Source organism: Bradyrhizobium sp. CB3481 (genome assembly GCF_029714305.1).
GTDB lineage: Bacteria > Pseudomonadota > Alphaproteobacteria > Rhizobiales > Xanthobacteraceae > Bradyrhizobium.
Map to the genome: position 1 here is coordinate 1,883,086 of NZ_CP121647.1, position 25,659 is coordinate 1,908,744.

Here is a 25,659-nt window from a genome sequence, read left to right on the forward strand (position 1 = left end):
TGTGCTGCCGAAGCCGAGGTCCGATCAAGTTGCGCTTTAAGCATGAGCGCACGCCAGGTGAGGCGTCAAATCACCAGACGCCTCCCGCGTTCAGCCACCTCGTTGCGTGGGCGCAGCGGGGTTACCTCCCATTGAACATTTACAGGGCCCAGCGAAATTGGAATGGTCCTTGGTCGTAAAATCTTGTTCGACGAGCGGACTAGGAAAGTAAAAATGTTAAATCTCAGCCAGGGTGCAACGCTGCCTGGGATCGGTTTGCATCATAGGTCAACTGAATCGATCTTAGATATCCCGTATCGTGCTGCCTCCATCATTCCGGATAACGATGACAAGCGTAGCGACCTGTGTGCTCTGCTGGCGCGCAGTGGCTGTGGTCAGGTTTGGATCAGGGGCGGCCGCATTGTTGAAATTAGCGCAACCGGCCGCGCAATGTTGGAGCACGAATGCAGTCACGCTGCGGGACGGGAAACCATTTATGGGGCTGTGAAGCAGCTGATAAATCGCGCGGGCGCACAAATTCCCGACGGCTCCACATCATGGCTGGTTACTTCTTCCAAGAAGGGGATCACCGCGCTCATAAAACAGATGGCGAATGAGTGGGCCGACGGAATGAGCGCACTCATCCTGCTCGATCTCGACGCCCACCCGGAGCCGTCCCCCCGGACGCTGCAATGCGTGTTTGGACTCACAGCTGCGGAAACTCAGCTCGCGCTCGAATTGGCCCGTGGTCGTAATTTGCTTGATATCGCGCGCGCTCGACGGCTGAGCCGAACGACAATACGCTCACAGTTGGGCGCCTTATTCGTTAAGACGCAGACGCGGCGGCAGGCTGACTTGGTCGCGCTGCTAGGACGTGTTGCCATCTTGCCGTAGCGCCGGGCGGGTTACCTCGATCTGCTTGTTTAGCGACCTCAGAGGCTCTCTATCCAGAGCGCACACGGCAGCAACGGTAGGTCGGTTTCGAGATTGCTGAACCTTTGTTTTCGCCGACGTCGTCGATGGATCATTCGAACACATGAAGACAATTCCTGGTCGCCTCCTAAGCTCAGCCGGTCCGCACACTCTGCCGGAAAGCTGCCGCCGTTCCTACCATCTCCGGTTTTGGCGTAGTTGCATCCGAAACTGAAAGGGAACCAGCATGACGCTGCATTTGCTCTGCGTGGGGGGCGAGGATCACGCGCTGCGAATCCCGTTCCTCAGTGCTCTGCAAAGTCGCGGCCTGCGAGTGAGTGCCGCCGGCACCGGTGCAGTGTTTCCATTTTCGAAGAATGGCATTCCGTACTATCGTTACCAGTTTGATAGATTCCATGCCCGCTTTGCCGACCGGATCGCGGTGGGTCAGCTCTCCCAACTGGTGCATCGCGTTCGGCCGGATATCGTTCAGACATTCGACACGAAGCCGAATCTTCTTGCCCCTCTGGCGCTTCGGGGCGCCATTCCCGTGGTGCGCACCATCAATGGAATGGGGTGGGTATTTTCTTCGACAGATCTGAAAGCCCTGGCATTTCGGCCCGCCTACCTGGCGTTGCAGCGGTTGACCGCCTACTGGACCGCGGCGACGGTGTTCCAAAACAAGTCCGATAGCGACTTCTTCCGCCGTTATCATCTGCTAGGAAATGGTTCCTCCGTTGTCATCGGAAGCTCAGGAATAGATGTCAAGGCTTTCGAGACAGCACGGGCGGAGACAGGTAGCGGCTCGCAACTTCGCGCCGAACTCGGGTTAGAAGACGCAGAAATCGTCCTTACCGTAAGCCGGCTAACCGTACAGAAGGGCATCCCGACCCTTCTGGATGCAGCGAGAATTGTCCACAAAGCGCGACCGAGTGTTCGCTTTGTGCTCGTCGGCCCTCGCGAGAGTGAGGGTCCGTTCGCCGTAGATCAGGCATTGATCGCGCGACATGCACCCTACGTGATCGCGCTCGGCGCAAGATCGGATGTTCCGGCCCTTCTCGGCATTGCCGATGTCTTTGCCTTTCCGACCGAGTACCGCGAAGGAATCCCGCGTGTCCTGCTGGAAGCCGGCTTGGCCGGCGTGCCGATCGTGGCCACGCGCATGCCCGGCTGCGATGATGTCGTGGCGGAGAGCTGGAACGGCCACCTGGTCCCACCGCGCGACCCGCGTGCGCTCGCTGCGGCCATCCTCGATCTTCTCCGAGATCCCGCTCGTGCCAGAACTATGGGGCAACGCTCCGTTGAGATCGTGCGTCGCGAATTCGACTTAAACGTCGTGGCTGACCGTTACGCGGATCTTTACATGCGACTGCTCTCAGTCGGCAACCCTGGCGACGACCGAGCGGCGCGAAAGAACAGCAGTGAACTACAATGACAGGTAGTGCGCTTCTTGCCCTTGGTCTCGTGCTCTCGACAGCGTCACAGCTGCGGGTTCCCGGTATCCCGCTTGGGCTTGGCGAGGTCTTTCTCGGCCTGTGGGCCGGCTTCGCATTGATGCGCGTTCTGACTGGCGACAGAGTCTCAAATCCCGGTGCCTTGCTCCGTTTAGGTGCATTCTGGATGTGCTTTGCGTTCAGCCTTAGCATTGGGACATGTCAGGCATTGCTGCTCCAGAAGCTGGACGCAGGCTCAATGCTGCATGACGTCTTTTCCTACTTTGTGGTTGCAGCTATCAGCTGTCTGATAGTCGCAACGATGAAGTCCGAGAGCGACCTGCGCCGATCGCAATGGTTGCTGATTGCATTCTGGAACGTCGCATTGATCATACAAATTGCCCTTGGCTGGCGGTTAATCCGCCTGTCATCGGTCGATCCCTGGTTCTGGGAGCGGTTTCGCGGCTGGTCGGAGAACCCCAATCAGCTTGCGCTCTATTGCGCTCTTTTAGCGGCACTATCGCTTTACCTCGCCCTTTCATCCAAGGGAGTTGGCCGGATCGCGGCGTTACTCAGCTGCTTGTTATCCTTGGTCGTAGGCCGGCTCACCAAAAGCGATACATTCCTGGGCGCGATGGTGCTTTGCACGGCGGCGTTTCTCGCGTTGCGCTTGTGGAACTGGTTGAACTCCCCGGCGCACAGATACAGCCTGCGATCTGCAGCAGCGGTGCTGATGGTCGTCGCTTTCGTTCCACTGTCGCTCTCGTTGGTACCCTATGCATTAGCGACCTCCGATCGCCTTGGGAGCCTGGCGGCCGGCATGACCAAGGATCATGGCGGCGAGGGAACGATGCGTACCGCGTCGCTGCGGCTATTCCTTTGGCAAAATGCGTTGAAACTCGGGCTGGAGTCTGCATCGCTTGGACTTGGACCGGGACCGCACCTTTGGAGACCGAAGATAGCCGACGACGACGACCGGCCCATTACCCGTCCTTTCGAAGCTCACAACACGCCGCTCGACATATTTACGCAAGGTGGCCTGCTTGGCGTAATCGCTGTCTATGGGCTCTTCGCCGGAATTTTCATACTCCTGCTACGCGCAAAGCTTGACGCGCTGGCCGTGTTGATGGTCGCGCTCGTCTTTTTCAGTATGGCTCATTTTATCCCGCGCCATCCAATCGTTTGGTTCGCGGTTGCCGTCAGCCTGATGCTTGGCTTGGACCGTGCTCCGTCGCCGCGCGCACGGACTGGAAATTGAACCATGGGTGAAATCGCCACGATCGTTCACGCTCCGTTTTCGATCCGTCGAGTTGCCCACAAACAGGTCAATGACGGTTCGTCTGCGCCAGCACGAGGGAGATGTGATGCGGTTTCGAAACTTTCTAACGCAACTGCTTTAGGCGGCCTGATGACGCAATCATGCCGAGAAACCACGGCTGGCAACGGGGTGTCCCGAAGGGCGAATATTCTGTAGCGAGCTCAGTACAGGGAAGCGCATCATGGACGCGTTGACAAGCAAACGAACTCGATCCCTGACGGATGTTCCAGAAGATTGGCCAGGAGCCGAACCAACCGCGGCTCGACGGCCCTCGACCTCAGATGATGCCATCCAAACCGCGAAGCAGGTGCTGAACAGCATCAGAAAATACAAGCCGTTTGTTATCAAGATGATTGTCGCGGGGCTGATGCTCGCCGTGGCTGCCGGCATTCTGCTGTCGCCTTCCTACACGGCGACGACGCAGCTCTCGGTGAGCGTTCGAAACCCGAGTACACCCGACGCCGCCGGCTCCAGCGGGGAAGCGCCCAGTGCCGGGGTCGAGGATACTGCCATCGATACTCACATCACCGTCTTGCTGTCCGACCCGTATCTATTGCGACTTCTGCCTCCGTTGAGGGCGCTCGATGATGCACGGTACGACAACACGGGACCCCCGCCGTGGACAAAGCGCGTGAGAGCATTTTTCCGCCCCGCATGGGTAAAGATTCGGGAGTGGTTAAATATCACCGAGCATCCCGATGGGCAGGCGCTGGCTGCATTAAAGGGCCGTCTGCTGATCGTACGGGAGCGTCGATCCAAAATTATCAGCATTTCCTTTACGGACCCGGATCCAAAACGGGCGGCCGAAGTCGCCAATTTGATAGCCCAATCGTATGTCGATGAACTTGCCCGTCAAAGGCAGACCAATGAGGCGAACACCTTGAACGCAGTCGCGTTTGTTCAACGCGAGCTGTCCAAGATAAAGACGGAATTGGATGCCAGCCGTGCTGGTGGTGAGAGTTCGCCGTCCAAGATCGCCGCCCTCGAGTGGCAAATGACGACGTTGGCGCAGCAGTTTGAAATATTGCTGCGACGCCGGCAGGAAGTGATTGCGAAGGGCTTGGCCATCGAATCGGAGGTGACCGTGGTCGCAGCGGCCTCGCCGCCGGAGCTTCCCAGCTCGTTGAATCCCTTGTTTCTCATTCCCCCCGCAACCATTGTCTTCGCAATGTTTGGCTGCTTCATCGCAGTCGTCCGCGATCGGTTTGATCGGACTCTGCACGCTGAGGCAGAAGCCGTAGAGGCGCTGCGCGTTCCGTGCGCCGGACTGATAACTCCGATCCCTCGCGGACTGAGCAGACAGCCTCTGCAGATTTTGAAGCAATCCGCGAGCGAATACATCAGATCAATTCGCTCAATGGCCGTGTCTCTACTTGCTTCTGATCCGACAACCTCGCGGTCGCAACAAATTGTCCTTGTGACGTCCAGTGTTCGCGGAGAAGGCAAGACGGCCGTTTCGTGGAGTCTTGGCTTTTGCGCTGCCCAGCTCGGACGGCGCGTTCTACTCCTGGATTTGGGCCATGTGTTCCGCCGATCAGGTGACGATGCCTCGGATCTCTTCAGGGTGTTGACGCACGACCAGCCGCCTACGCATGCAATCCAGCGGATCCAGGAACTGGGCCTTGACTATTTGCCAGCGGGGTTCTCTGACGGAAATCGACTTTGGATGCTGGCAAGTCCGAAGGTTTCCTTGCTATTGGAGCAGTTGAGAGACGCCTATGATTTCGTGGTGATTGACGCTGCCGCGCTGCACGAAGCACCCGAAGTAGGACTTCTGGTGCGTTGGATCGACCATGTCTTAGTTGCTGTTCGTGCCGGACGTACCGATCGAGAGGCGGTGAGGACCACTCTGAACCTGCTCGCTCGAGCCGAGCATCCCAACATCGAGACCAAATTCTGGTCAGTCCTCGTGCGTCGACATCCATCGGAGCACGACTACATCGACGTGAAACAGCACCGTGGGGCAGCCTTGATCATTCGCTGCCAGCACTTCAAGGCAGCCATCCAACGATGGACAAAGCGATGGATGAGGAGCGGACCCGCAGCCAACTTCGCCAAGTCTGCAAAATCTCATCTCGCGCCCCAAGATCGGGTCAGCAAGCAATCGAGAAACGTATGATCATCGAGGCATTCGGTCCGCCAGGAGCCGGGAAAACAACGTTTAGTCGAGCACTAGCCGAGCGCCTGCGGCAGCGCGGATATTCGGTCGATCTGATCCTCTTCCCGCGGCTAGAGAGTGAGTTCCTGAGCCGCGCCGGATTTGTTCCAGCGTTGTTGCGCGCCACCTCCGCCATCTTCGTTGCCATCGTGATCTTGTGCCGGCCGACCTCCAACGCTCCTGGATTGCGTTTGGCCCGTGATCTGCTTCGGCTGATGCCGCCGGCAAGTCCAGCTTGGTGGATCAGAATCAGTCAATACGTCGTAAGGTTCTCCTGCGCATGGAATGACCCACACAAACCTGATCGCATCGTATTGTTTGATCAGGGATTTGTTCAAGCTGTTTGTAGCTTGGCGCTGCACAGCCGAGCAGACCAAAGGACGATCGCGCAGGCAATGTGCATGAGGAGGCAACCGGACCTGCTGATTCGATTCGATGCTCCAAAAGAGCTGTTGGAACAGCGGCTCCGTCAGAGATCAGGACGAAAGTCATTCGTGGAGAAATGGCTAGATCGCGATGTGCGAACGTTTCTCAAAATGAAGCCCATTACCGATTACGTTGGTTCGCTGCTGGCGACCCAAGATAAGCGGATGATTTCTGTCAATTCACTTGATCCAAAGCTCTTGCGCGATGCTCTCGATCTCGTCGAGCAGGAGATCTCGGCCAGATTCGGGAAGCCTCCAGCGATCGGATTGCAGTCCGCCCCGGAACCGGGGCAGGTGGATCGCGCCATCGATCGACCCGCGCGGGCTTGCAGCGGCACCGGGATTTCGATTGCGGCCGGATCCGAAACGGACCTGACCGATCGCTTGGCGAGGGCGAGTCTGTGGTCGTTTGCAGTTTATGTTGGCGGTGCAGGGCTGACCGGTCTGGCACAGCTTGTGATAGCTCGAACAGTTGGACCCGCGAGCTATGGCATTTACTCGTACGTCTTGGCATGGACGACCCTTCTCTCCTACGTCGCAACGCTTGGATTTAGCATGGTGCTGCTGCGGTTTGTGCCAGCCTATAGCGTGAAAGGCCAATGGTCGCTGGCGCGCGGCGTCATCCGATTTGCATTCAAGCGCTCGTTCCTGGTCGCCGTGGCGATTGCGATATCCGGTGTCGTCATCGTACTGCCGCTTGAGAGGAGCTTCGGGCGCGAAATGACCGTCAGTCTGGCAATAGGCCTGGCAATCGTGCCTCTCGTTGCGCTCTATGTGCTAGGGGGGGCGACGGTGCGTGCATTCGGGGGCGTGATTTCGGCAACTGCCCCCGAGCGCCTGGTCCGCGACGGTCTTATGCTTGCAATTGTCCTCCTGGCAGCGGCGTTTAGCGTCACATCGCCGGACGCCACGACGGTTCTGAGCGCATTGCTGATTAGCTCTGTGGCCACTGCCGGCCTTCTTCTGTGGAGCGCGCTCAAACTCTGGCCGCCGCAACTTCGGTCCGCGGAGCTTGCCTATGCCCCACGGGACTGGTGGCACCTTGCGTTTCCTGTCATGATAATGACGGGAGTCGACGTCATCCTGAACCGCGCCGGCCTGATCGTTTTGGTCTGGTCCGGCGACACCCATGCGGCAGGCATCTTCGCGCTCGGGCTGAATTTGGCTCTCTTGCTGATTCTTCCCCGCATGGCGGTGGGGACATTCTTCGCGCCAAATGTCTCGAGGCTTCATGCGAGCCTGGATGGCGGCGCGCTGCAAAGCCTGTTTGCCCGCGCAACCGTTCTAACGGTCGCCGGAACGATAACGCTGGCGCTGCCGCTGTTGTTGTTGACTGAGCCACTGTTGCAATTCTTTGGAGAAGATTTCGTCGCAGCAGTTCCTATTACCCAGGTTCTTGTCGTAGGGCAGATCGTCGCCGCTGCTATGGGCCCGCAGCAGAGTCTCTTGACGATGACGGGGCGCGAACGCGTAGCTGCCACGCTTATGGTGATCGGAGCCATCATTAACGTCCTCGGTTGCGCGCTCGGTATTGCCATATATGGAGCAATGGGAGCCGCTGTTGCCACAGCCGTGACCAACATCGTTTGGAACGGGGCAATGACGATCTACATATCTAGGCGCGTCAACATGTCCGCCGGGCTGCCCTTTGCAATTGCGGAGTTTTGGTCGAACCGCACCAGGTAGTTCGTCGAGATTCACAGACCAAGCGCGAATATCGGCAATGACTATCGGTAAACTAACTCTGCCGCAGCCCTGTTGTCTGGGGCAGCGGCGGTGCAGCTGTTCCTGTCGGAAGCAATTTCTAGGGATTTATCCATTGATTATCGAGCGCGACGACGCCGCGCGCCGTCAGATTGCCTCGGTTCGGACGTTTGCCGTCGGACACAAAAAGGCCATCGTAGCATCTGGCCCGGCGTCAAGCGAAATGCCGGCGTCGCTCCGGAGCATTGCAGTCGCGCCCGATGCGTGCACGACAACATCGGGCAGATCGTCCCTCAGCTGAGCGGACCGACTTCTACTCGGGAGGCACTGCGGAATGCCGACCGCCGGTGCATCGGACAAAATCGCATCAAGAACTCAGGGCCGCAGATAAGTCCAACCTTGCTCTTGCAATTCCATGAGCCGCACCACTCCCGATTCCGTGACCTTCGCCTGTGAGACGAGAGGAACTTCTTTATCCTCGACCCTCGTCATATTCTCACGGGTATTCCCGCATGCCGAAAAGGTGAGGCCTGGCATGCTTTCGCTCATGGATTTGATGCGCGCCTTCACCGGGGAAGTGTCGTCTCGCAGCATGTGCAGGCCAGGTCCAAAGGCCACCACCTCGATCTCAACCTTCTGTCCGAGTCCGCTGTAGTGGCGCGCTGCATTGCTTACGTTGTTGAGAGCAAGATTCATTACTGCGGGATCATTGACGTTGACCTGTACGGCCAGCTTGTGGAGCTGCGATTGAACGGCCGTGTTGGCGATCGTGGTCTTGCCATTGGTTTTGGCAGCGCTGACCTTGGCAGCATTGTAAGTTGAAGAAGTGTTGCTCTGTGCAGAGTGAACGCTTTGGGTGCTCACCACGAAAATGAACCCGGCGGCGGCGGTGAAGGCGGCGAATGGTCTAGTCATGTTGTTATCCTCGAGTGCACGAGGGGCTCGGATCAAATGTCGTCACAGCGTAGTCAGACGGGAATAGCCGGGTCAAGAATCGTTCACCGCGGAGCGCACGCGATCAACTTAATTGCCGCGAGCGTGTACAGCTACCTCGTTATGACTACCTCCACTGCAACATCGACAAACCACCGAATCAGGCTGTGTGATGACAAAAACGCAATAAAGCCAACCGGGTCGGCACGATGGCTTCTCAGGCAATCGCGACAGTATCGCAGCAATCAGAGTTCGCCGCCACGATTCGAGCGGGGCGGCGAAGCCTTGTTCTTCAGAGCGAGCGCGATCCCATCGTTCTCGTGCAGCCAAAGACTGTTAAGCATTCACATGCAGCGGGCAGAGCTTTGTTGCGCGTCTATGCGGCTGTTGGAGCCTCGATTCTATGTCTCTTCATCGGAGCTATCGAGGATGGTTGGTGCGATGAAGGCCAACAGCCGGCGTTCGTGGTCGGCGGAATAGAAGGCAGGATCCCCCAACTCTACGCAATTCGAGAACGTTCCGATCTCGTCGCGCAAGTTGCGGCCGAGGTGACGCAAAGTGAGACGAAGCGGAAGTTCGAGCAAACCCAGAAAGCAATCATCCACCGCCTGGCTCAGTTTGCTCCCGGTCCACAGATGGACGCGGGGGATGCCAAGGCGGCAGGACCGTCCCGATCTGTCCCCGATCGGGAGCAACAACTGGCGCTTGACCGGGCGCAGGAATGGGGCAGGGCGGAAGCGTTTGCACTAACGGTTCTTTCGAAAGTCCGAGCGCAGTTCGATGCAGCGCGGAAGGGCGCTGAAGCGTCACCGCTCACGCAGCCGCGGGCGCCGACGGCCGAGACGCTTACGCGTGAACTTGCCATCCTTCAATCAGAACTGGACGCAGCACGGGCCATAAGCCGAGAGGCGATCCAGGCGAGTGAGGCGGGGATAGAGCAGACCCAGGCGCTCGAGCAGGAGCGGCAAAGGGCGGATGGTCTCGCACGAGAGCTTGCATTGGTGCGAACCGAACTCGAGGCAGCCCGGGCTCAAGCTGTGGCAGTGCCAGAAACCGCGCCAGCTGCCGCTGCAGTGGCCGAGCAAGAGCTGAAGCCGCATCGGGACAAAACGGAGGCTCTTGCGCGCGACCTTGCTGCAGCTCAGGCGGAACTCGAGGTGGCACGGACGGCGGGTTCAGAAGCCAAACAAGCCATCGAGGATGTTTCCGCGCAGAAACAGATTGTTGAACGCGAGCTCGAAACGCAGCGCAACACGACGGAACGGCTTGAGCGCGAACTTGCTTCAGCTCGAGCGGAAATCGACGCGGCACGGATCGCGGAGACAGGCGCCAAACAAGCTGTCGCGGACGCGTCCGCGCAAAAGGAGTTCATCGAACGCAAGCTGGAATTGCAGCAAGACACGGCGGAACGGCTTGCGCGCGACCTCGCCTCAGCTCGGGCGGAGAGCGATGAAGCACGGGTCGCGGCTTGGGGAGCCAAGCAAGCTATCGCGGAAGCGGTCGAGCAGAAGCACGTGATCGAACGGGAGCTCGAGCAGCAGAGAGGCACGGCGGAGCGCCTTGTGCAGGATCTTGCGGCCGTTCGTGCGGAACTCGAAACGACACGGCTTGCGGATGCAGAGATAGCGCAAGCGGCCACTGCCGGGGCGGAGCAAAACCAGGCGCTCGAACGGGAGCTCAAGCTGCAGCGAGATCGGGCGGACGCCGTCGCGGGTGAATTGACGGCACTTCGGACGGAACTCGACGAAGCGCGTGAGAAGCTCGGCCGGGAGCTTGCCGCGGCGCGAATGCAGGCCGACGAGAGATCCACACGTCTTGCCGCCGCATACGCCGAAATGCAGCAACTGACCGAAACCGGCAGGACCAGCGCGTCGGAACATAAAATTGCCCTGGAGGCCGAACGTGATCGTGCCGACGCCCTTACGCGCGAGCTTGCATCCGTTAGGGATCAGCTCGATTCTTACGCCCGAGCGGATGTCGCCAAGGTCCCCGCAGTGCAAATCGAGCAAAGGCAGGCGCTCGAGAAGGAACTCAGGCAGCAGCGGGACGAAGCAGGCGCGCTCGCAGGTGAACTGAACCGTCTTCGGACAGAGCTCGAAAACGCGCACGGGGTTGCCCGGTCAGTTGCACAGAGTCTTGACGCAGCCAAGATCGAGCATGAGCAGGCGCTAAACGCGGAACGCGACCGAGCTGTCACGCTAGACCGGGAGCTTGCCTCGGTGCGGATGAAGGCCGACGAGCGTTCCGCGCGTCTTGCCGCCGCATACGCCGAGGTACTGCAAATAACCGAGACGAGCAGGATCAGCGCGTCGGAGCAGAAAATCGCTCTCGCCGCCGAACGTGACAGGGCCGACGCCTTTGCGCGCGAACTTGTCTCCGTCAGAGATCAACTGGATGCCGGGCATCGACACCTCGCGGCCTTGATAGCCTTTCCGGCCCCCGCGGCGATCGATGGCCTGCCCGAGTGGGTCGCCACGTCCCGCTCCTTGATAGCTGAGGGTAGGTTCCAGAACCCCGAACAGGGATCTATCGAACGCGTTGGCTTTGATCAGGAGCTTCCACCGACGTCGGCAGAGCGGTCCACCGCTCACGAGGGCGGGCCTGTCCTGGAGACAAACTCTGCTGTGGCTTCGACACCGTCCGTGCCGGCACGTACCTCACCGCGGCCCGTTGTCAATGAACAGAGGCTACTCGCCCGGGCAATCGCATTGCTCCGAGAGGCCGATATCGGCGGTGCGCGACCGGTGCTTGAACACGCTGCTCGGCGTGGCAGCGCTCGAGCCGCGTTCATGTTGGCCGAGACATATGACGATCGCGTGCTGCTATCGTGGCGCGTACGTGGAATTACCGGGGATATTGCGAAGGCACGCGAATTCTACGAATTAGCACAATCGGCCGGAATTGAAGATGCGAAGGAACGAATTGGAAGACTGCAGCAGCTATCGGTGCGTAGTTCGCCAACTCAAGGCCGCTAGCGAAGCGGAGATCCGGATGTTGCTCATAAAGGTCTCGTCCGCAATTATATTGACGTTACTTGGACTTCAATTGTCTGCCTATGCTCAATCACGGCGCGAGACGGCGGCGATTGCTACGGGCGTGAAGCCGGAAGCCATGAAGGAGCGTATCAATGCATGGACCGTCGGTCTCGCCGGCGGGCTCATTGAAGGCGCCCCGCTTCGGCTCGCTGCGGAAATCGCGCGTGTCGTGAACGAGGAAGCCAAGCTTCACGTGCTGCCGATCGTGACGCGGGGCGCTACGGAGAACGTGAATGCGCTGCTTTATCTCAAGGGAGTTGATGCCGCTATCATCAATACTGATGCGCTTGACGAGTACAAAGCGCAAATGCCGCTCATCGAGCGACGCATCGTTTATCTGCTGAACCTGTTTCCATCCGAATTGCATATTTTCGTCCGTCCCGAGATCCGATCACTCGAAGATCTCCAGGGCAAGAAGGTCAATTTCAACACGCAAGGTACGGCTGCAGCATACTCTGGGCCGCTGATCTTCAGCCGCCTAGGGCTAAGCGTGGAAAAGATGTTCATTCCTCATCAGCTGGCGCTGGAGCAGATGAAGCGTGGAGAACTCTCGGCCGTTGTATTTGTGACGTCAAAGCCGGTCGACGCCTTTGTGAAAGGACGCTGGGAGCCCGGTTTCAAATTCCTGGCCGTCGAATACGACGCAAAATTCGAGGACTACTATCTTCCCTCATCGATCGAGGCGACAGACTATCCCAGTCTGATGCAAAAAGACGAAAGGGTCGCGACGATCGCCGTTCCTACCATCTTAGCCGCCTTTAACTGGTCGCAGCGGTCCGACCGATACCGACGTGTGGAGCGGCTCGTCAACCATCTGTTTAGTCGCCTCGATCAATTGCAGGCTCCCGGTTTTGACCCGAAATGGAAACAAGTGAATTTGCGTGCGAGCGTGCCGGGGCTCGGCCGGTTTCGCCCTGCGCAGGAGTGGCTAGATCGACCGCTCGGCGGCACTGCGGGGGTGTCGCGATGAGGGGAAGCGCTGTCGTTGCGGGCACCATGCTTTTGGGTCTCAGCGAAGCGATATGTGCTCAGATCGGCGCCGACGATGCTATCGATCGCTTGAAGGCATGCTCCCAATTTGACAGCATGGAACGGCTAAAGTGCATCGATGAACTGTTGAAGAGGACGACTGAAGCACCTGATTCCGAAGTTTCTCCCGAGCCAAACTGGATCATCAGTGAGACCACCTCGCCGGTGGACTACAGTCCACAGATCGTTGCGGTAACGAAGGCGGATCCGTCATCATCGCAAGATGCTCCCGCATCGCTTGCCATCCGCTGTCGTGCCCGCCGCACAGAGCTGACGATTTCGACGTCCGGTTTCTGGAGACAAGATGGTGAGGTCACGGTGGCGTATCGAATCAACGAAGCGCCTCCTGTTGAAGCGCGCTGGAAGCCCGCGGACAACGGCAGATCACTTGCATTCACCGGCGATGTCGTCCGTCTTCTGCGCTCGATGCCGGCCAGCGGCCACATGCTTGTGAAGATATATGCTGGAAAGTCGGCGCCCAACGAAGGCACGTTCAGATTGGCGGGCCTGGAGGCGGTCCGGCGTAAGATCGCAAGCATGTGCAATTGGCCTCATCCCGAATGAATGGCCGCGATGGGTGCCGCGCAAGGAGATCGTCTAATGGATCTGGTATTCCAGTTGGATCGTGGCCCACAAGAGGACGGTAAGATGCTATTGCGGCCTACTCCACCATCGCAATTAAGTAGGCCCGAGATTTCCGATAGACATATTCTCGATTGACGCTGCATCGCTCCACATTGTTTTCAAGCAGTCAGGGTCTCTAAAGGGCTTTGGGATGGGCAACAATAGACGGCGCACGGTGATGGATCGCGGTCGATGTAGGCGCAGTTGCGCCGCCGGTGGTGTTGAAATCGGAGAGAGAAGGTGTGTGGAATAGTTGGTTTCGTTGGTCAGGCGCCAGCCATGGCGCCACTGCTGGATGCGCTTAAACGGCTTGAGTATCGAGGCTACGATTCCGCTGGTATCGCCACGCTTGAGCGCGGCCGCCTTGCGCGGCGGCGGGCAGTTGGAAAACTCAAGAATCTCGAAAGCAAGCTCGCTTATGAGCCGCTTGTTGGCTGCATAGGAATTGGCCACACCCGCTGGGCGACTCATGGTCGTCCGAACGAAAAGAATGCGCATCCTCATGCGGTTGATGGCGTTGCGGTCGTCCACAATGGTATCATCGAAAATCATCGCGAACTGCGTAAGGAGCTCAAGTCGAATGGCGCGCGATTTACGACGGACACAGATACCGAGGTAATTGCTCACCTCGTCAGCCAGCAACTCAATAAAGGGTATGAACCGATCGAGGCGGTGCGGGCCATGCTGCCGCGGCTTCAAGGAACATTTGCTCTCGCGTTTCTGTTTGAGGGCTACGAAGATCTGCTAATTGGGGCTCGCAAGGGATCGCCGCTAGCAGTGGGGTATGGCACGGGCGAAATGTATCTTGGGTCCGATGCAATCGCTCTTGCGCCACTTACCAGATCAATCAACTATCTCGAAGACGGTGACATCACGGTCATCACGCGGCAGAGAATTGAGTTTTTAAATGCCGAGGGCGGGCGTGTGCAGCGTTCGCCAGCCAAAATCGCCAACACTGATGTCTCGGTTCAGAAAGGCGGCTATCGGCACTTCATGGCCAAGGAGATACATGAGCAGCCGAGAGTGGTCGGTCAGACGATCGCCCAATACGTTGATGTGGGGAGCGCAGCCATCAAAATGGCGGAGGACTTGAGTGCGGGTTTTCGCGACGTCAATCGGGTCTCTATTACGGCCTGCGGTACTGCATTTTATGCCGGCCTAATCGCCAGATACTGGTTCGAGCGCTATGCGGGGCTGGCGGTGGAAATAGATGTTGCGTCCGAGTTTCGCTATCGTAACGTTACATTCGCGCCCGGCAGTCTGGCAATCTTCATATCTCAATCCGGAGAGACCGCCGACACGCTGGCCTCCTTGGAATTTGCCAGGGCGCAGGGTCAACGCGTCGTTTCGGTTCTCAACGTAGCAAGCTCGACCATGGCGCGCGCGAGCCAGATCGTGCTGCCGACACTCGCGGGTCCGGAAATTGGGGTGGCGTCAACCAAGGCATTCACCTGTCAGCTGGCAACGCTGGCTTGCCTTGCTATCGCGGCCGGACGTGGTCGGGGCGTGCTTTCGGCTGACGACGAGATCTCTCTGGTACGGGCGCTTGGCGATGTTCCGCGCTACATGACGTCGGCACTCGAACTGGAGCCAAAGATCCACCAGCTTGCTAGCAGGATAGCAGCGTCCCGCAACGCGCTGTTTATCGGCCGTGGGACGAACTATCCGCTTGCGCTGGAGGGCGCGCTCAAATTGAAGGAAATCACCTATATTCATGCCGAAGGCTATGCTGCTGGAGAACTCAAGCATGGGCCTATTGCACTGATCGATAGAGATCTTCCGGTTATCGTGATTGCGCCTAGTGACGTGATGTTCGAAAAGACCATGTCGAATATGCAAGAGGTGATTGCGCGCGAGGGCCGCACGATACTCATTACCGATCGTAACGGAGCATCGCTTGCGCCACCAGGATCATGGGCGACGCTTGTCCTTCCGGACATGCCGACCTTAGCGGCGCCGCTCGTCTTCGCCTTGCCATTGCAGCTTCTCGCGTACCATACAGCGCTTCTCCTGGGGACTGACCTCGACCAACCGCGTAATCTGGCCAAGTCGGTCACTGTTGAATAATTTGTTTGGCATCGGAGCACAGCTGGCCAGCGGACAGCAGGTCTGTCCGGCAAAGATCTCCGCGTCCGGAGGAGGCATGGGCTGAATTCCTGCTCTCGTTGTCGCTTTTTCGCTCTGCTTCGCCTGCCCGAGACGGGCAGCAATACTCGCTCGACGGCTTAGCGGAGCACGGCTGATCCGGCGATCACCCAGCGTTGCCGTATGTCAACCGTGGTAACTCTTCATAGCCCGCTCTCCCGCCGCTGCTTGATCTACATTAAAGGCCCGGCACACCACTCGTCTGAAAAGAAGAGATTGCGGAGAGACGCATGACCGCACACCTAAACGGAGATTTCGGTTCTCGACTGAGACAGTTGAGACAGGATCGTCTAATGACGGCTGTCGACTTGGCTAAGCGGGTCAACGTCACACCGCCGGCCGTTTCGCATTGGGAACATCAAGCGAAGGTACCCAAGACCAGGAGACTTCAAGCCGTTGCGGATGCCCTGGGTGTCAGTCTGGACACGTTAAAGGGCAGTGCAACATCTATGCAACCCGAATGCACCTGGCAGCCGGCAATGGAATTAGATCTTGAACAGCTCATTCGAGCGATCGAGGCCAAGGGCTTCAGCGTCGAAGTGAGATCTCGATAGAAGCCTGCATAGAACGTTGGGATCGGATGGTGCCCCTGTCAGATATGAACCTATCCATCAGTCGCGGCGACGGATCGGGCACGGGGGACAGGTGCAGGCGGTTGGACTTTTGTCTGTAAGCCATTGATTTGTCATCATCGGATTCTGATTCGGTTGGAAAAATTCTCTCGATAAATCGATGGGCGCAGCATGTCTCTTAATCGGCGGGTCCCAGGTTCAAGGTGCGCCCACCAAATCAATGCTTGGCGAGGGGAACTGTTTGAACAGCTGATTTTTCAAACGGTGCGTTTTTTGGAAAGACAAACCAGCGCGCGATGGTCGAGGGCTGCGCTTTGCACAACTCAGGGCTTGGGGATCGGCGCATACACCCCCAATATGTCCGCATTCTCAGCGTCCCGTTCGTCCGCGAATAGAGAAACACGCTTCGCGCGGTTTGTGCACGGTCTCACCGGGTACGGCCGCTTCTGCAGCGCAATCCCGTCGAGCTCGTCCATGGGAAGATCGAGGTGCGCCAGCGCCGTCGGAGCAATGTCGATGATGCGGCTCGCCTCCGTGATCGACGCCCGCGCCAGCTCGAAACTCGACGATGGGATCAGCTGCAGCTCGGCTCGCCTGGGCTCTGGTCAACACGCGCTGTTTCGCTATCATGGTGATGGAAGGATATTCGGCGACATAGGGGGCAGACACGCGAATGAGCATCCATCGCTGCGTAGTGGCACTGCTTGTCCTTGATGTGCTCACGCCGGATGGCGTGATGGCGCAGGCGCTGACGCCGTTCCGCTATGAAGCACAAGCGCAACGTCACTGTCCCGGCGACACGGTCGTCTGGCTCGATTTCGGGCGGGAGCGCTACTACACGAAGGGTCAGAGGCGCTATGGCTCTGGCCTGACCGGGAGCTTCGTTTGTAGAAGCGAAGCTCGGAACAATGGCTTCCGGCGCTCACCGTTGGGGCTGAGATAAGCCCGAACCGGTCGGTTAACCCAGCTTGAGTACCAGATGTATCGTCTGGGGATCGCGGTGAGAGCGAGGACGAAACCCGAACTTGCCGAACACTTTCAGCATCGCGGCGTTCTCCGGCAGCACTTCCGCCGTCAATTCTTCCAGACCTGCGGTGCTCGCGATCTTGATGAGATGACGCATCAGAAGCGAGCCAATGCCGCGGCCCTGCCATGTATCGATGACGACAAAGGCCATCTCGGCCCGCCCCGGCTCGAAGACGATATATCGACCGCCGCCGACAATGATCTTTCGGCCGGCCTCCTCCGTGACAGCGACAATCGCGACGTGGGTTTTGAAATCAACGTCCATGAAGAAAGCGCGCTCCTTGTCCGAGAAATGGCGTTTCATGACGAAGAAGCGACGCTGTAGCGATTGAGGGCTTGTCTTTGCCACGGCCGCGAGCATGTCGGCCTCGTCCTCGGGCTGGAGCGCCCGGACTTCGATCTTGCTGCCGTCGCTGAGAAGCTCAGACGTTGCGTAGTTGACAGCTCCCGACATCGGACCTCCGCGCGAAGGCGACTGCTGCCTTGATCTGCGCAGGGCCGATCAAGGCAGGACCCGTCCGCGGTCCCTTGATCTGGATCAAGGCTGTCGCGCGTGCGCGCGCACGGAGGCGACACGGCCCGGCTAAACCTCGAACGTTGACCTAAATCAACATTTCGACGTGGCGAGGTCGCTTGACTGGTCTCGCGACAAATCGAGGTCGAACATGCCAACGAACAATGCAATTCTGCCGGGCGGGCCGATGTCAGGACTCGTCGCTTCGGCCGTTGAGTACATGGTGGATGCCGGGCAACGCAGTGTGCTGCTCCTCGACATCATGCGCCAGCGCGGCGATCAGTATCGCGAGCATGTGGCGCAGGCCGCGCCACATGTCTTGAGCTATGCGGCGGAACTCGTCATCGACGGCCGCAAACTCGATCAACCGGTCAACTATGCGCTGGTGCGGATCATTCCGCCCAAGGGCGTGGAGATCGATTTGAAACGGCGGCCGTTCATCGTCGTCGATCCCCGTGCCGGGCATGGACCGGGCATTGGCGGTTTCAAAGCCGACAGTGAAATCGGGGTCGCGATGAAGGCGGGCCATCCCTGCTATTTCATCGGGTTCCTGCCCGAACCGATGCCGGGTCAGACCATCGAACGTATCGCGCGCGCCGAGGCGATCTTCATCGAAAAGGTGATCGAGCGGCATCCGGAGGCCAATGACAAGCCCTGTGTGATCGGCAACTGCCAGGCGGGCTGGGCGGTCATGATTCTGGCGTCGCTGCGGCCGGAACTGTTCGGCCCGCTGATTATCGCCGGCGCGCCGCTTGCCTACTGGGCCGGTGTGCACGGCAAATATCCGATGCGCTATTCGGGCGGCCTGCTCGGCGGAAGCTGGCTGACCGCGCTATCGAGCGATCTCGGGGGCGGCAAGTTCGACGGCGCCTGGCTGGTGCAGAACTTCGAAAATCAAAATCCGTCCAATACGCTGTGGGCCAAGCAATACAACGTGTATTCCAAGGTCGACACCGAGGCCGACCGTTATCTCGAGTTCGAGCGCTGGTGGGGCGGACATGTCAATCTGAACGCCGAGGAGATTCAATTCATCGTCGACGAACTCTTCATCGGCAACAATCTCGCAGCCGGCCGCGTCAAGATGTCGGATGGTACGGCGGTCGATCTCCGCAACGTCCGTTCGCCGATCGTGGTGTTCTGCTCGAAGGGCGATAACATCACCCCACCGCAGCAGGCGCTGCACTGGATCCTTGAGCTCTACGCCGACGTCGACGAGATCAGGGCATACGGACAGACCATCGTCTATACGGTGCACGAGACGATCGGTCATCTCGGAATTTTCGTCTCCGGCGGCGTAGCCAAGAAGGAGCACGCCGAGTTCTCCAGCAACATCGACCTGATTGATGTGCTGCCGCCCGGCCTCTACGAGGCGACGTTTGAGGCGAGGGGCGCCGATACGATCAATGACGAGCTTGCCGTCGGCCAGTGGGTGATGCGCTGCGAGGCGCGGACTCTGGACGACATCCGCGCCATGGGCGGCAATTCTCCCGAGGATGAGCGCCGCTTCGAGACCGCCAAGCGCGTTTCGGAAATCAATCTTGCGGCGTATCAGAAGTATCTTCAGCCCTGGATCAAGTCGATGGTGACGCCTCGAATGGCGGAGCTGATGCGCAACTGGCATCCGCTGCGGGTGCAATATGAGGCGTTCAGCAGCCAGAATCCGTGGATGAAGACGGTGGAGGACGCGGCCGAGAAGGTACGCGAGAAGCGTAAGCCCGTTGCCGAGGACAACCCCTTCCTGGCCTTCCAGGAACGGCTGTCGAGGCAAATCGTCAGCTCGCTCGACCGGTGGCGCGACGCGCAGGAGACGCTCAGCGAAGCGATGTTCCTGTCCATCTATGGGTCGCCTGCCTTGCAGGCTGCGGTCGGGGTCGATCCGCAATCGACGCCTTCGGCGCCGCGGAAGATGGATGAGAAGCACCGGGCGCTCCTGCAGGCACGTATCGCCGAGCTGAAGTCGAAGATCGAAGCAGGCGGTTTGAGAGAGGCCGGCCTCCGGGCGCTGCTCTATGTCGGTTCGGCCCGCGGCATGGTGGACGAACGCAGCCTCGAGGCCTTGCGGCGGCTGCGCCAGACGAACGAGTCCGCACGGATCAAGTTGGCGGAGTTCAAGATGCTGGTGCGGGAACAATTCTTCATGCTGCTGCTCGACCGGGAGGCCGCGCTTGCCGCCATTCCAAAACTCCTGCCGGAGAATATGGACGAACGCCGGCGGGTGTTCTCGTCGATACAGGAAGTCCTCTCGGCCAGCGCGGAGATTTCAGGTGAGGTGGCGGCTCGCCTGAAGCAGGTCGCGAACCTGTTCGGACTGGATGCGGCGGTCGATCGTTCCGGAAAGCTGGGAAGGAGGGCGTCCTAGTCGGGCGGCCCATCCCGAGCTTTTCGTATTATCGCATGCGTCCGCGCGGGTGATCGCGCAACTAAATTCTTTAGTTCTTCTGAAGAACGTGAGGCGAGGAATGGTGATGTGCGATGCACCACTCATTTCCTTGCTTAGTGACGAGCATGGTGAAGCGCGACGGACCTGGTACTGATTTGCCATCCACTATACGAGTGAACGTGTAGAAGCCGGTGACTACGGCGGCGCTATCGTTGATCGTTATCGTGCGCCGCTCTTCGACCGCATTTGTGTTGCCGCTCCCTTTTATGGGTGTGAAGTATTTTATTATCGCTTGCGTCCCTTCGGAGATGACCGGGCTAACAGTTCCGAGAAGGACTGCAGTCGGGCAATAGGTCTTAGCAATGGTTTCTGGATCATTGGTGCCATACGCAACTGACCAACGGTCCACTGCAGCATTTGCATCTTCCGACGGGCCAGCCAAGGCCAGAGTGGGGGCCATCAGTATCATTGCAATGAATGCGAGCGTGACAGTTCGTGTCATTACTTCCCCCCATTTGCTACAAGCACAACCCTTTGTAAGGGCAGGCAGTATAGCAAACGCAATTGCGTTTAGCCATTGCGCTGCAGTGACCGCTTTGGATCACAAGCGGCGGTCTGGCCACTCATCTCGTCAGGTCCGGTTCTCCTGTGGGAGCGGCCTTTCCGACCGCTCAAAGGCAGTTCAGCTGAGGGCCAAAACCGGACTCGGGTGACCATGCACATGCGTCGCGCGTAGCCTATTGCGGCGATCTGCTTTCAAGTAGCCGGTCGCGGACCTCCTCCGATACAAAGCGCTCCGCCCGCTGCCATGCCTCGTCATTGTCGCCGCGGAACTGGAAGTACTTCCGGAACACGACACGCTGGGATGCTGTATCGATGGCAACAGTCTGCGCAAACTGCACTAGGGTGCTCATCTTATGAAAGCCGCCGATGATCAGGATCTGCGCGCCGGCCTGTGAGGCCGCGCGCAGCCGATCGCGCAATGCCGGTCCGTCGGTCGGACAATTTGGTCCGCAGCTGGACGGCACGAGCTCAAAACGGCGGTCTGCCGTGACATCGTCCCGCAGCGCAGTCATGAAAGCCCGCAATCGCTTCTCATGCACGGCCGTCTGATCGGTGGGCTCGTTCGACGTGTCTCTATAATAGAAATCGTCGACCGAGACGGCCAAGGCGTCGTCGGCGTTCGCGGCGTATGCAACTGAGATGAGGCCGGATCCCAAGAACAGACCGGTGAACAGGCCGACTTTGGCAAGAGCGTGCAAGAGGGCGGCGTGGCGCATAGCGATGACTGATCTTCCGCTACTGAGGCCATCTTAGAAGATCAATTCTTTCTACCTCCTGTCGAAAAAATTAATCCTTGGTAACGCTGCGCGGCCGCCCATGGGAGCGCAGCGCTAATGTCTGCAGTGGGATCACAAGCGGCGATGCGACCGCTCAGTTCGTCAGGTTCGCTTCTTCTCCGAAAGCGGCCTTTGCGGCCACTCGTAGGCAGTTCGGCTAAGGGCCTTGGTTGTGTGCAAACGGATAGGCCGGCACGCGGCGGTGGTCGCCAATTATTACAGGCGGCCGATGTTCTCGCGTCGGATCGTCCAATGACCGGCCAAAGTGGGTGTGGCGACGCGGTATTGCGCTTTTGGGCGTACTTTCCGGCCTTCAGGCGGCGCGGATGGCTGCAATCAGGCTCGGTTTGCCGACGATGTTCATCACCCGTGTGAGGTTATAGGCGAGAACATGCAGCGCCATCTCAGCGGCGACATTCCGTAGGCGCTTCATCAAGAAGTGGGTCGCACCCATACGGGCTTTGATCGTGCCGAAGGGATGCTCGACCGTCTCGCGCCGCGTCCGCATGGCGTCGGGATCGGAATCGAGTCGTCTCTGGACCTCCTCGACCACATGCTCATGCTCCCAGCGCTTGATGCGGCGCTCCTTGGACAGCGTACATTGGCTCTTGATCGCGCAGCCTTGGCACGCCGTTGCGACCAGTAACGGCGCAGCGTCATTCCATGCTCGACGTTGGTGTAGTGATAGGGCAGCAGCTGGCCGGATGGGCAGCGGTAGACGTCCTCATCAGGCAGGTAGGCGAAGTCCTGTTTGCCGAACCGGCCCTCCGCCTTGGCGTTCGACGTCATGGGCTTGGGCAAGGTGACTGCAACGCCAGCCTCTTCGCAGGCTAATATCTCCTCTCCGTCGAAGTAGCCACGGTCGGCGACCGCCTCGAGTTTGTCCACTTCGAGCACTTCTTTGGCTTGCTTCGACATCCGAGCAAGCTGCCCACGGTCGTTGCCTACGTTTATGACCTCGTGCGTAACGATCAGATGGTGTTCGGTGTCCACGGCGATCTGCACATTGTAGCCGACGACGCCCGATCCGCGTCCGCTGGTGGCCATCGAACGGGCATCCGGATCGGTGAGCGATATCTGCTGATCCGCCGTGTTGCGCATCTGCGCGTCAAGCACTTCCAGGCGGCTCATCTCCTGCTTCAGTCGAGCGATCTTTTCCTTGTCCTCGTCGTCTTGATGATGATCGCTTCCGAAGGCTCCTGCCGATCGGCGCTATCGAGTTGACGCAGATATCGACCGACGCTTTCCTCGATCTGCGCCATCCGCCTCGCCATCTTGGCATGTGTGAAGTTGCGATCGCGGCTGTTCACCGCCTTGAACTTGCTGCCGTCAATCGCGACGCTCGGGGTCTGCAACAGGCCCATTTGCCGGCATAGCGCAACGAACTTTGCGCAAACCTTCCGGATCGCCCCACCATTGTCCTTCCGGAAATCGGCGATCGTCTTGTGATCGGGAGCCAGGCGGCCGATCAGCCACATCACCTCGATATTGCGGCATGCCTCACGTTCCAGGCGGCGACTTACCCGATTGAGATAACCGTAGATGTAAAGCTTCAGAAGGACTGCCGGATGATAGGACGGCCGGCGCGTCTCCTTGGCGATCACACGCTCAAACCCCATTCCATGCAGGTCGAGCGCCTCGACGAACACATCGATCACATGGACCGCGTTGTCCTCGCCTACCCAATCCTCCAGACATTCCGGTAAGAGCGTTAGCTGGGATCTGTCCGCGCCTTCAACGAAGCGTCCCATCCGTATCCCCCATCAGGAAACGGAGGAATCGTACCCGACTCGCGACTTTTCACACATGGGGTAATTCCGGGCTCGGAGCCATACTCAGGCTCTGGGAATCAGCTCTCCAGGACTCGATGAGGCCTACCTCAGGGCCTTGCAATGACGGAGAGAGGCAATGGAGCACTATGTCGGATTAGACGTGTCGCTGAAACTGACTTCTATCTGCATCGTCGATCGAACGGGAAAGGTCGAGCGCGAAGGAGTAGTTACGTCCGACCCGGAGGCGATCGGGACGTTCATCAAATTGCATGCGCCACACGTCGTTCGGATTGGACTCGAGACCGGAGCAACGTCGACATGGTTGTGGACCGAGCTGAATAAGATCGGATTACCCGTTATCTGTATTGACGCCAGGCATGCAAAGGCGGTTCTGAAGATGCAGATCAACAAGAGCGACCGGAATGACGCTGCTGGCATAGCGCGTATCATGCAATGTGGTTGGTACAAGGAGATTTGCGTCAAAGATCTCGATAGTCATGCGACCAAAGCCCTTCTTGTCAGCCGAGCTCTGCTCGTCAAGATCAAGCGGGATATCGAAAATCAAATCCGGGGGCTCCTCAAGAATCTCGGGCTCGTCATCGGACGAGCAAAGATGAATATGTTTGCTGCGCGCGCCGCGCAGTTAGCCGAGGATCGATCAGAGCTTCTTGCCGCGGTAGATCCATTGCTGAAGGCACGCGAGGCCGTCGAGCAACAGATTGCGGACCTTGACCGCAAGGTGCTGCGGCTGGCTCGCAATAATGCTCAGGCGCGACGGTTCATGACGGCTCCTGGCATCGGCCCGGTCACGGTCCTTTGCTTCCTTGCGACGATCGATGACCCCGCTCGCTTCAAGAGATCACGAAGCGTCGGAGCCTACGCAGGGCTGACGACCCGCCGATACGCATCGGCGAGATTGACTGGACGGGCCGAATCTCGAAATGCGGCGATAAGATGCTGCGTAGTTACCTCTACGAGGCGGCTAATGTGCTGCTCACACGCGTAGCAAAATGGTCAGCACTCAAAGCCTGGGGCATTCGGCTTGCGAAACGAAGCGGGCTACGCAAAGCCAGGGTTGCGGTTGCCCGAAAACTTGCTGTCATTCTGCATCGGATGTGGATCGATGGTACCGAATTTAGATGGTCAAAGGACGCTGCTGATCAGCCTGCATAAAGGATAACGAGTTCCCGCCGAACAGCGGGAGTGAACGTCCCTGCCGGGACGCTGGCGTTGGTGAGATCGCCCCGGGCTTTGCGGTGCTCGAGAGGGCAAAGCGCGCTTCACACATTGATCCGCTAACGTCATCTTACGCCATCATGCGGAGGGCACGTCCCTACCGCGGAGAGAACCATGGACCCGGCAAGGATGTTCAAGGAGAGCTTGACCTCACACCCGGAATTAGAGAACAGCCAGGGTCAAAAGACGACATGCCCGATGACCGACTCAGGTCGGCTTTGCAGTCTAATTGCAAGCCCGGACGCGAAGAGGGGAAGAGAAAAAGCCCCCGGAGATGATCCCTCCGGGGCCTCTTGGGTCGCCCGGATTGGGTACATCCGCCAATCTACGCCATACTCTGCTCGACATCTCGCCCCGCAATAGTGATCACTATGTGGTGGCGATCCTCGCTAAGGTGATCTTGTTATCACGTGAGGAGCCCAAACCTCTGCCGATTACAACCTTCTTCTTGCGCATGGTCCAACTGCAGCACTAACATCAGCTCACTTAACGGGATCCACTCCGGTGCGTGGTCCCGCCGCGGGCCACCCCGCGCAAATGCACTCGGCAACCAAGTGCGGCAAGTCATGCGCACATGCGCTCTGGCGGAAAGAAAGAGGGAAAAAACCTCAGCCGGGAGTTGAGGGAACGATCCAATACATCCGGCCGATTAGCGGACCCACCAGGCTACTACGGCGCAGGCTAAGCCCGTCACTAAGAGGCCAGCAGCAGTTACGGCAACCAAATCAATCGACCAAGGGTGGCCGCCTTCGCCGATTATATCGAAGTGAAGAGAGCGATTTTCGTCGCGATATGTCTGAAGGCGCATGGCAGCAGCGCGCTCCTCGCGCGCGTTCAATCGGCTGCTGCCACAACAGTTCCTCGCCGCCAGAATTTTCCGGGACTCTGGGGATACGCCCCTCCCGCGAAATGGAGATGGCCCCTGGGTGAGTGGAGCCGACTCCCGCTCACCGCGGACAGGCCGACAGCGAGCGCTCCGCCGCTAACCGGGAGATCTCCAACGCCCGCGAACGCAGCATCACGCGGTCGGCAGCGGAGAATGACTCTGAAGCCGGCTACCTAAAAGTGAGCCGCTCTGACCTAGCACGAAACGTTTGACCCGAAGGGCGGTGATGTCTCTGCAC

At 58.7% G+C, this 25,659-nt stretch carries 16 protein-coding genes and 2 pseudogenes; 13 read left to right on the forward strand and 5 right to left on the reverse strand.

Features of this window, described 5'->3' with window-relative positions; all coding sequences use genetic code 11:
• Positions 1-213 precede the first annotated feature (213 nt).
• From QA643_RS09030 to QA643_RS09050, 5 genes are all read left to right on the forward strand, one after another.
• Positions 214-873, forward strand: coding sequence for a helix-turn-helix transcriptional regulator (locus QA643_RS09030; protein ID WP_283032840.1), 660 nt, complete (start codon positions 214-216; stop codon positions 871-873).
• Positions 874-1,138: 265 nt separating this feature from the next.
• A complete protein-coding gene (locus QA643_RS09035) occupies positions 1,139-2,326 on the forward strand; it encodes a glycosyltransferase (protein ID WP_283032841.1) in 1,188 nt (395 codons plus the stop codon).
• Positions 2,323-3,582, forward strand: a complete 1,260-nt coding sequence (locus tag QA643_RS09040; RefSeq protein ID WP_283032842.1) for an O-antigen ligase family protein — start codon at positions 2,323-2,325, stop codon at positions 3,580-3,582. The genes QA643_RS09035 and QA643_RS09040 overlap by 4 nt, the downstream gene beginning before the upstream one ends.
• A gap of 241 nt (positions 3,583-3,823) precedes the next feature.
• Positions 3,824-5,761, forward strand: a complete 1,938-nt coding sequence (locus tag QA643_RS09045; RefSeq protein WP_283032843.1) for a hypothetical protein — start codon at positions 3,824-3,826, stop codon at positions 5,759-5,761.
• Positions 5,758-7,911, forward strand: a complete 2,154-nt coding sequence (locus QA643_RS09050) for a polysaccharide biosynthesis C-terminal domain-containing protein (RefSeq protein ID WP_283032844.1) — start codon at positions 5,758-5,760, stop codon at positions 7,909-7,911. Before QA643_RS09045 ends, QA643_RS09050 begins: the two co-directional genes overlap by 4 nt.
• Positions 7,912-8,304: 393 nt before the next feature.
• Here the strand turns inward: QA643_RS09050 and QA643_RS09055 are convergent, their stop codons facing one another.
• Entirely contained in the window at positions 8,305-8,844 is a 540-nt protein-coding gene (locus QA643_RS09055; protein WP_283032845.1) for a DsrE family protein, read from the reverse strand.
• Positions 8,845-9,071: 227 nt separating this feature from the next.
• Between QA643_RS09055 and QA643_RS09060 the strand changes: the two genes are divergently transcribed.
• The 6 genes from QA643_RS09060 to QA643_RS09085 all read left to right on the forward strand — a co-directional run bounded on the left by QA643_RS09060 (position 9,072) and on the right by QA643_RS09085 (position 17,210).
• Complete coding sequence (locus QA643_RS09060) at positions 9,072-11,837, forward strand: hypothetical protein (protein WP_283032846.1); 2,766 nt, start codon at positions 9,072-9,074, stop codon at positions 11,835-11,837.
• Positions 11,838-11,853: 16 nt separating this feature from the next.
• Positions 11,854-12,867, forward strand: coding sequence for a TAXI family TRAP transporter solute-binding subunit (locus tag QA643_RS09065; RefSeq protein WP_283032847.1), 1,014 nt, complete (start codon positions 11,854-11,856; stop codon positions 12,865-12,867).
• Positions 12,868-12,893: 26 nt separating this feature from the next.
• Entirely contained in the window at positions 12,894-13,490 is a 597-nt protein-coding gene (locus QA643_RS09070) for a type VI secretion system-associated protein TagO (protein ID WP_283032848.1), read from the forward strand.
• 300 nt (positions 13,491-13,790) lie between these two features.
• Entirely contained in the window at positions 13,791-15,617 is a 1,827-nt protein-coding gene (gene glmS, locus QA643_RS09075; RefSeq protein WP_283032849.1) for a glutamine--fructose-6-phosphate transaminase (isomerizing), read from the forward strand.
• 371 nt (positions 15,618-15,988) lie between these two features.
• Positions 15,989-16,249, forward strand: a complete 261-nt coding sequence (locus QA643_RS09080) for a helix-turn-helix transcriptional regulator (RefSeq protein WP_283032850.1) — start codon at positions 15,989-15,991, stop codon at positions 16,247-16,249.
• Positions 16,250-16,940: 691 nt separating this feature from the next.
• Positions 16,941-17,210 (forward strand): hypothetical protein, encoded by a 270-nt coding sequence (locus QA643_RS09085; RefSeq protein WP_283032851.1) that lies wholly within the window; start codon positions 16,941-16,943, stop codon positions 17,208-17,210.
• Between the two features lie 15 nt (positions 17,211-17,225).
• Here QA643_RS09085 and QA643_RS09090 read toward each other — a convergent pair whose 3' ends face one another.
• Positions 17,226-17,747, reverse strand: a complete 522-nt coding sequence (locus tag QA643_RS09090) for a GNAT family N-acetyltransferase (RefSeq protein WP_283032852.1) — start codon at positions 17,745-17,747, stop codon at positions 17,226-17,228.
• Between the two features lie 211 nt (positions 17,748-17,958).
• Between QA643_RS09090 and QA643_RS09095 the strand changes: the two genes are divergently transcribed.
• Positions 17,959-20,166, forward strand: a complete 2,208-nt coding sequence (locus QA643_RS09095) for a DUF3141 domain-containing protein (protein ID WP_283032853.1) — start codon at positions 17,959-17,961, stop codon at positions 20,164-20,166.
• 70 nt (positions 20,167-20,236) lie between these two features.
• On the opposite strand, the gene QA643_RS09100 is transcribed toward QA643_RS09095, so the two are convergent.
• From QA643_RS09100 to QA643_RS09110, 3 genes and pseudogenes are all read right to left on the reverse strand, one after another.
• Complete coding sequence (locus tag QA643_RS09100) at positions 20,237-20,689, reverse strand: SgcJ/EcaC family oxidoreductase (RefSeq protein ID WP_283032854.1); 453 nt, start codon at positions 20,687-20,689, stop codon at positions 20,237-20,239.
• Between the two features lie 235 nt (positions 20,690-20,924).
• Entirely contained in the window at positions 20,925-21,467 is a 543-nt protein-coding gene (locus QA643_RS09105) for a DUF2380 domain-containing protein (protein ID WP_283032855.1), read from the reverse strand.
• A gap of 373 nt (positions 21,468-21,840) precedes the next feature.
• Positions 21,841-23,278, reverse strand: a pseudogene (locus tag QA643_RS09110) (IS1182 family transposase).
• Positions 23,279-23,435: 157 nt separating this feature from the next.
• Here QA643_RS09110 and QA643_RS09115 point away from each other — a divergent pair.
• Positions 23,436-24,472, forward strand: a pseudogene (locus QA643_RS09115) (IS110 family transposase).
• The last annotated feature ends 1,187 nt before the right edge of the window (positions 24,473-25,659 follow it).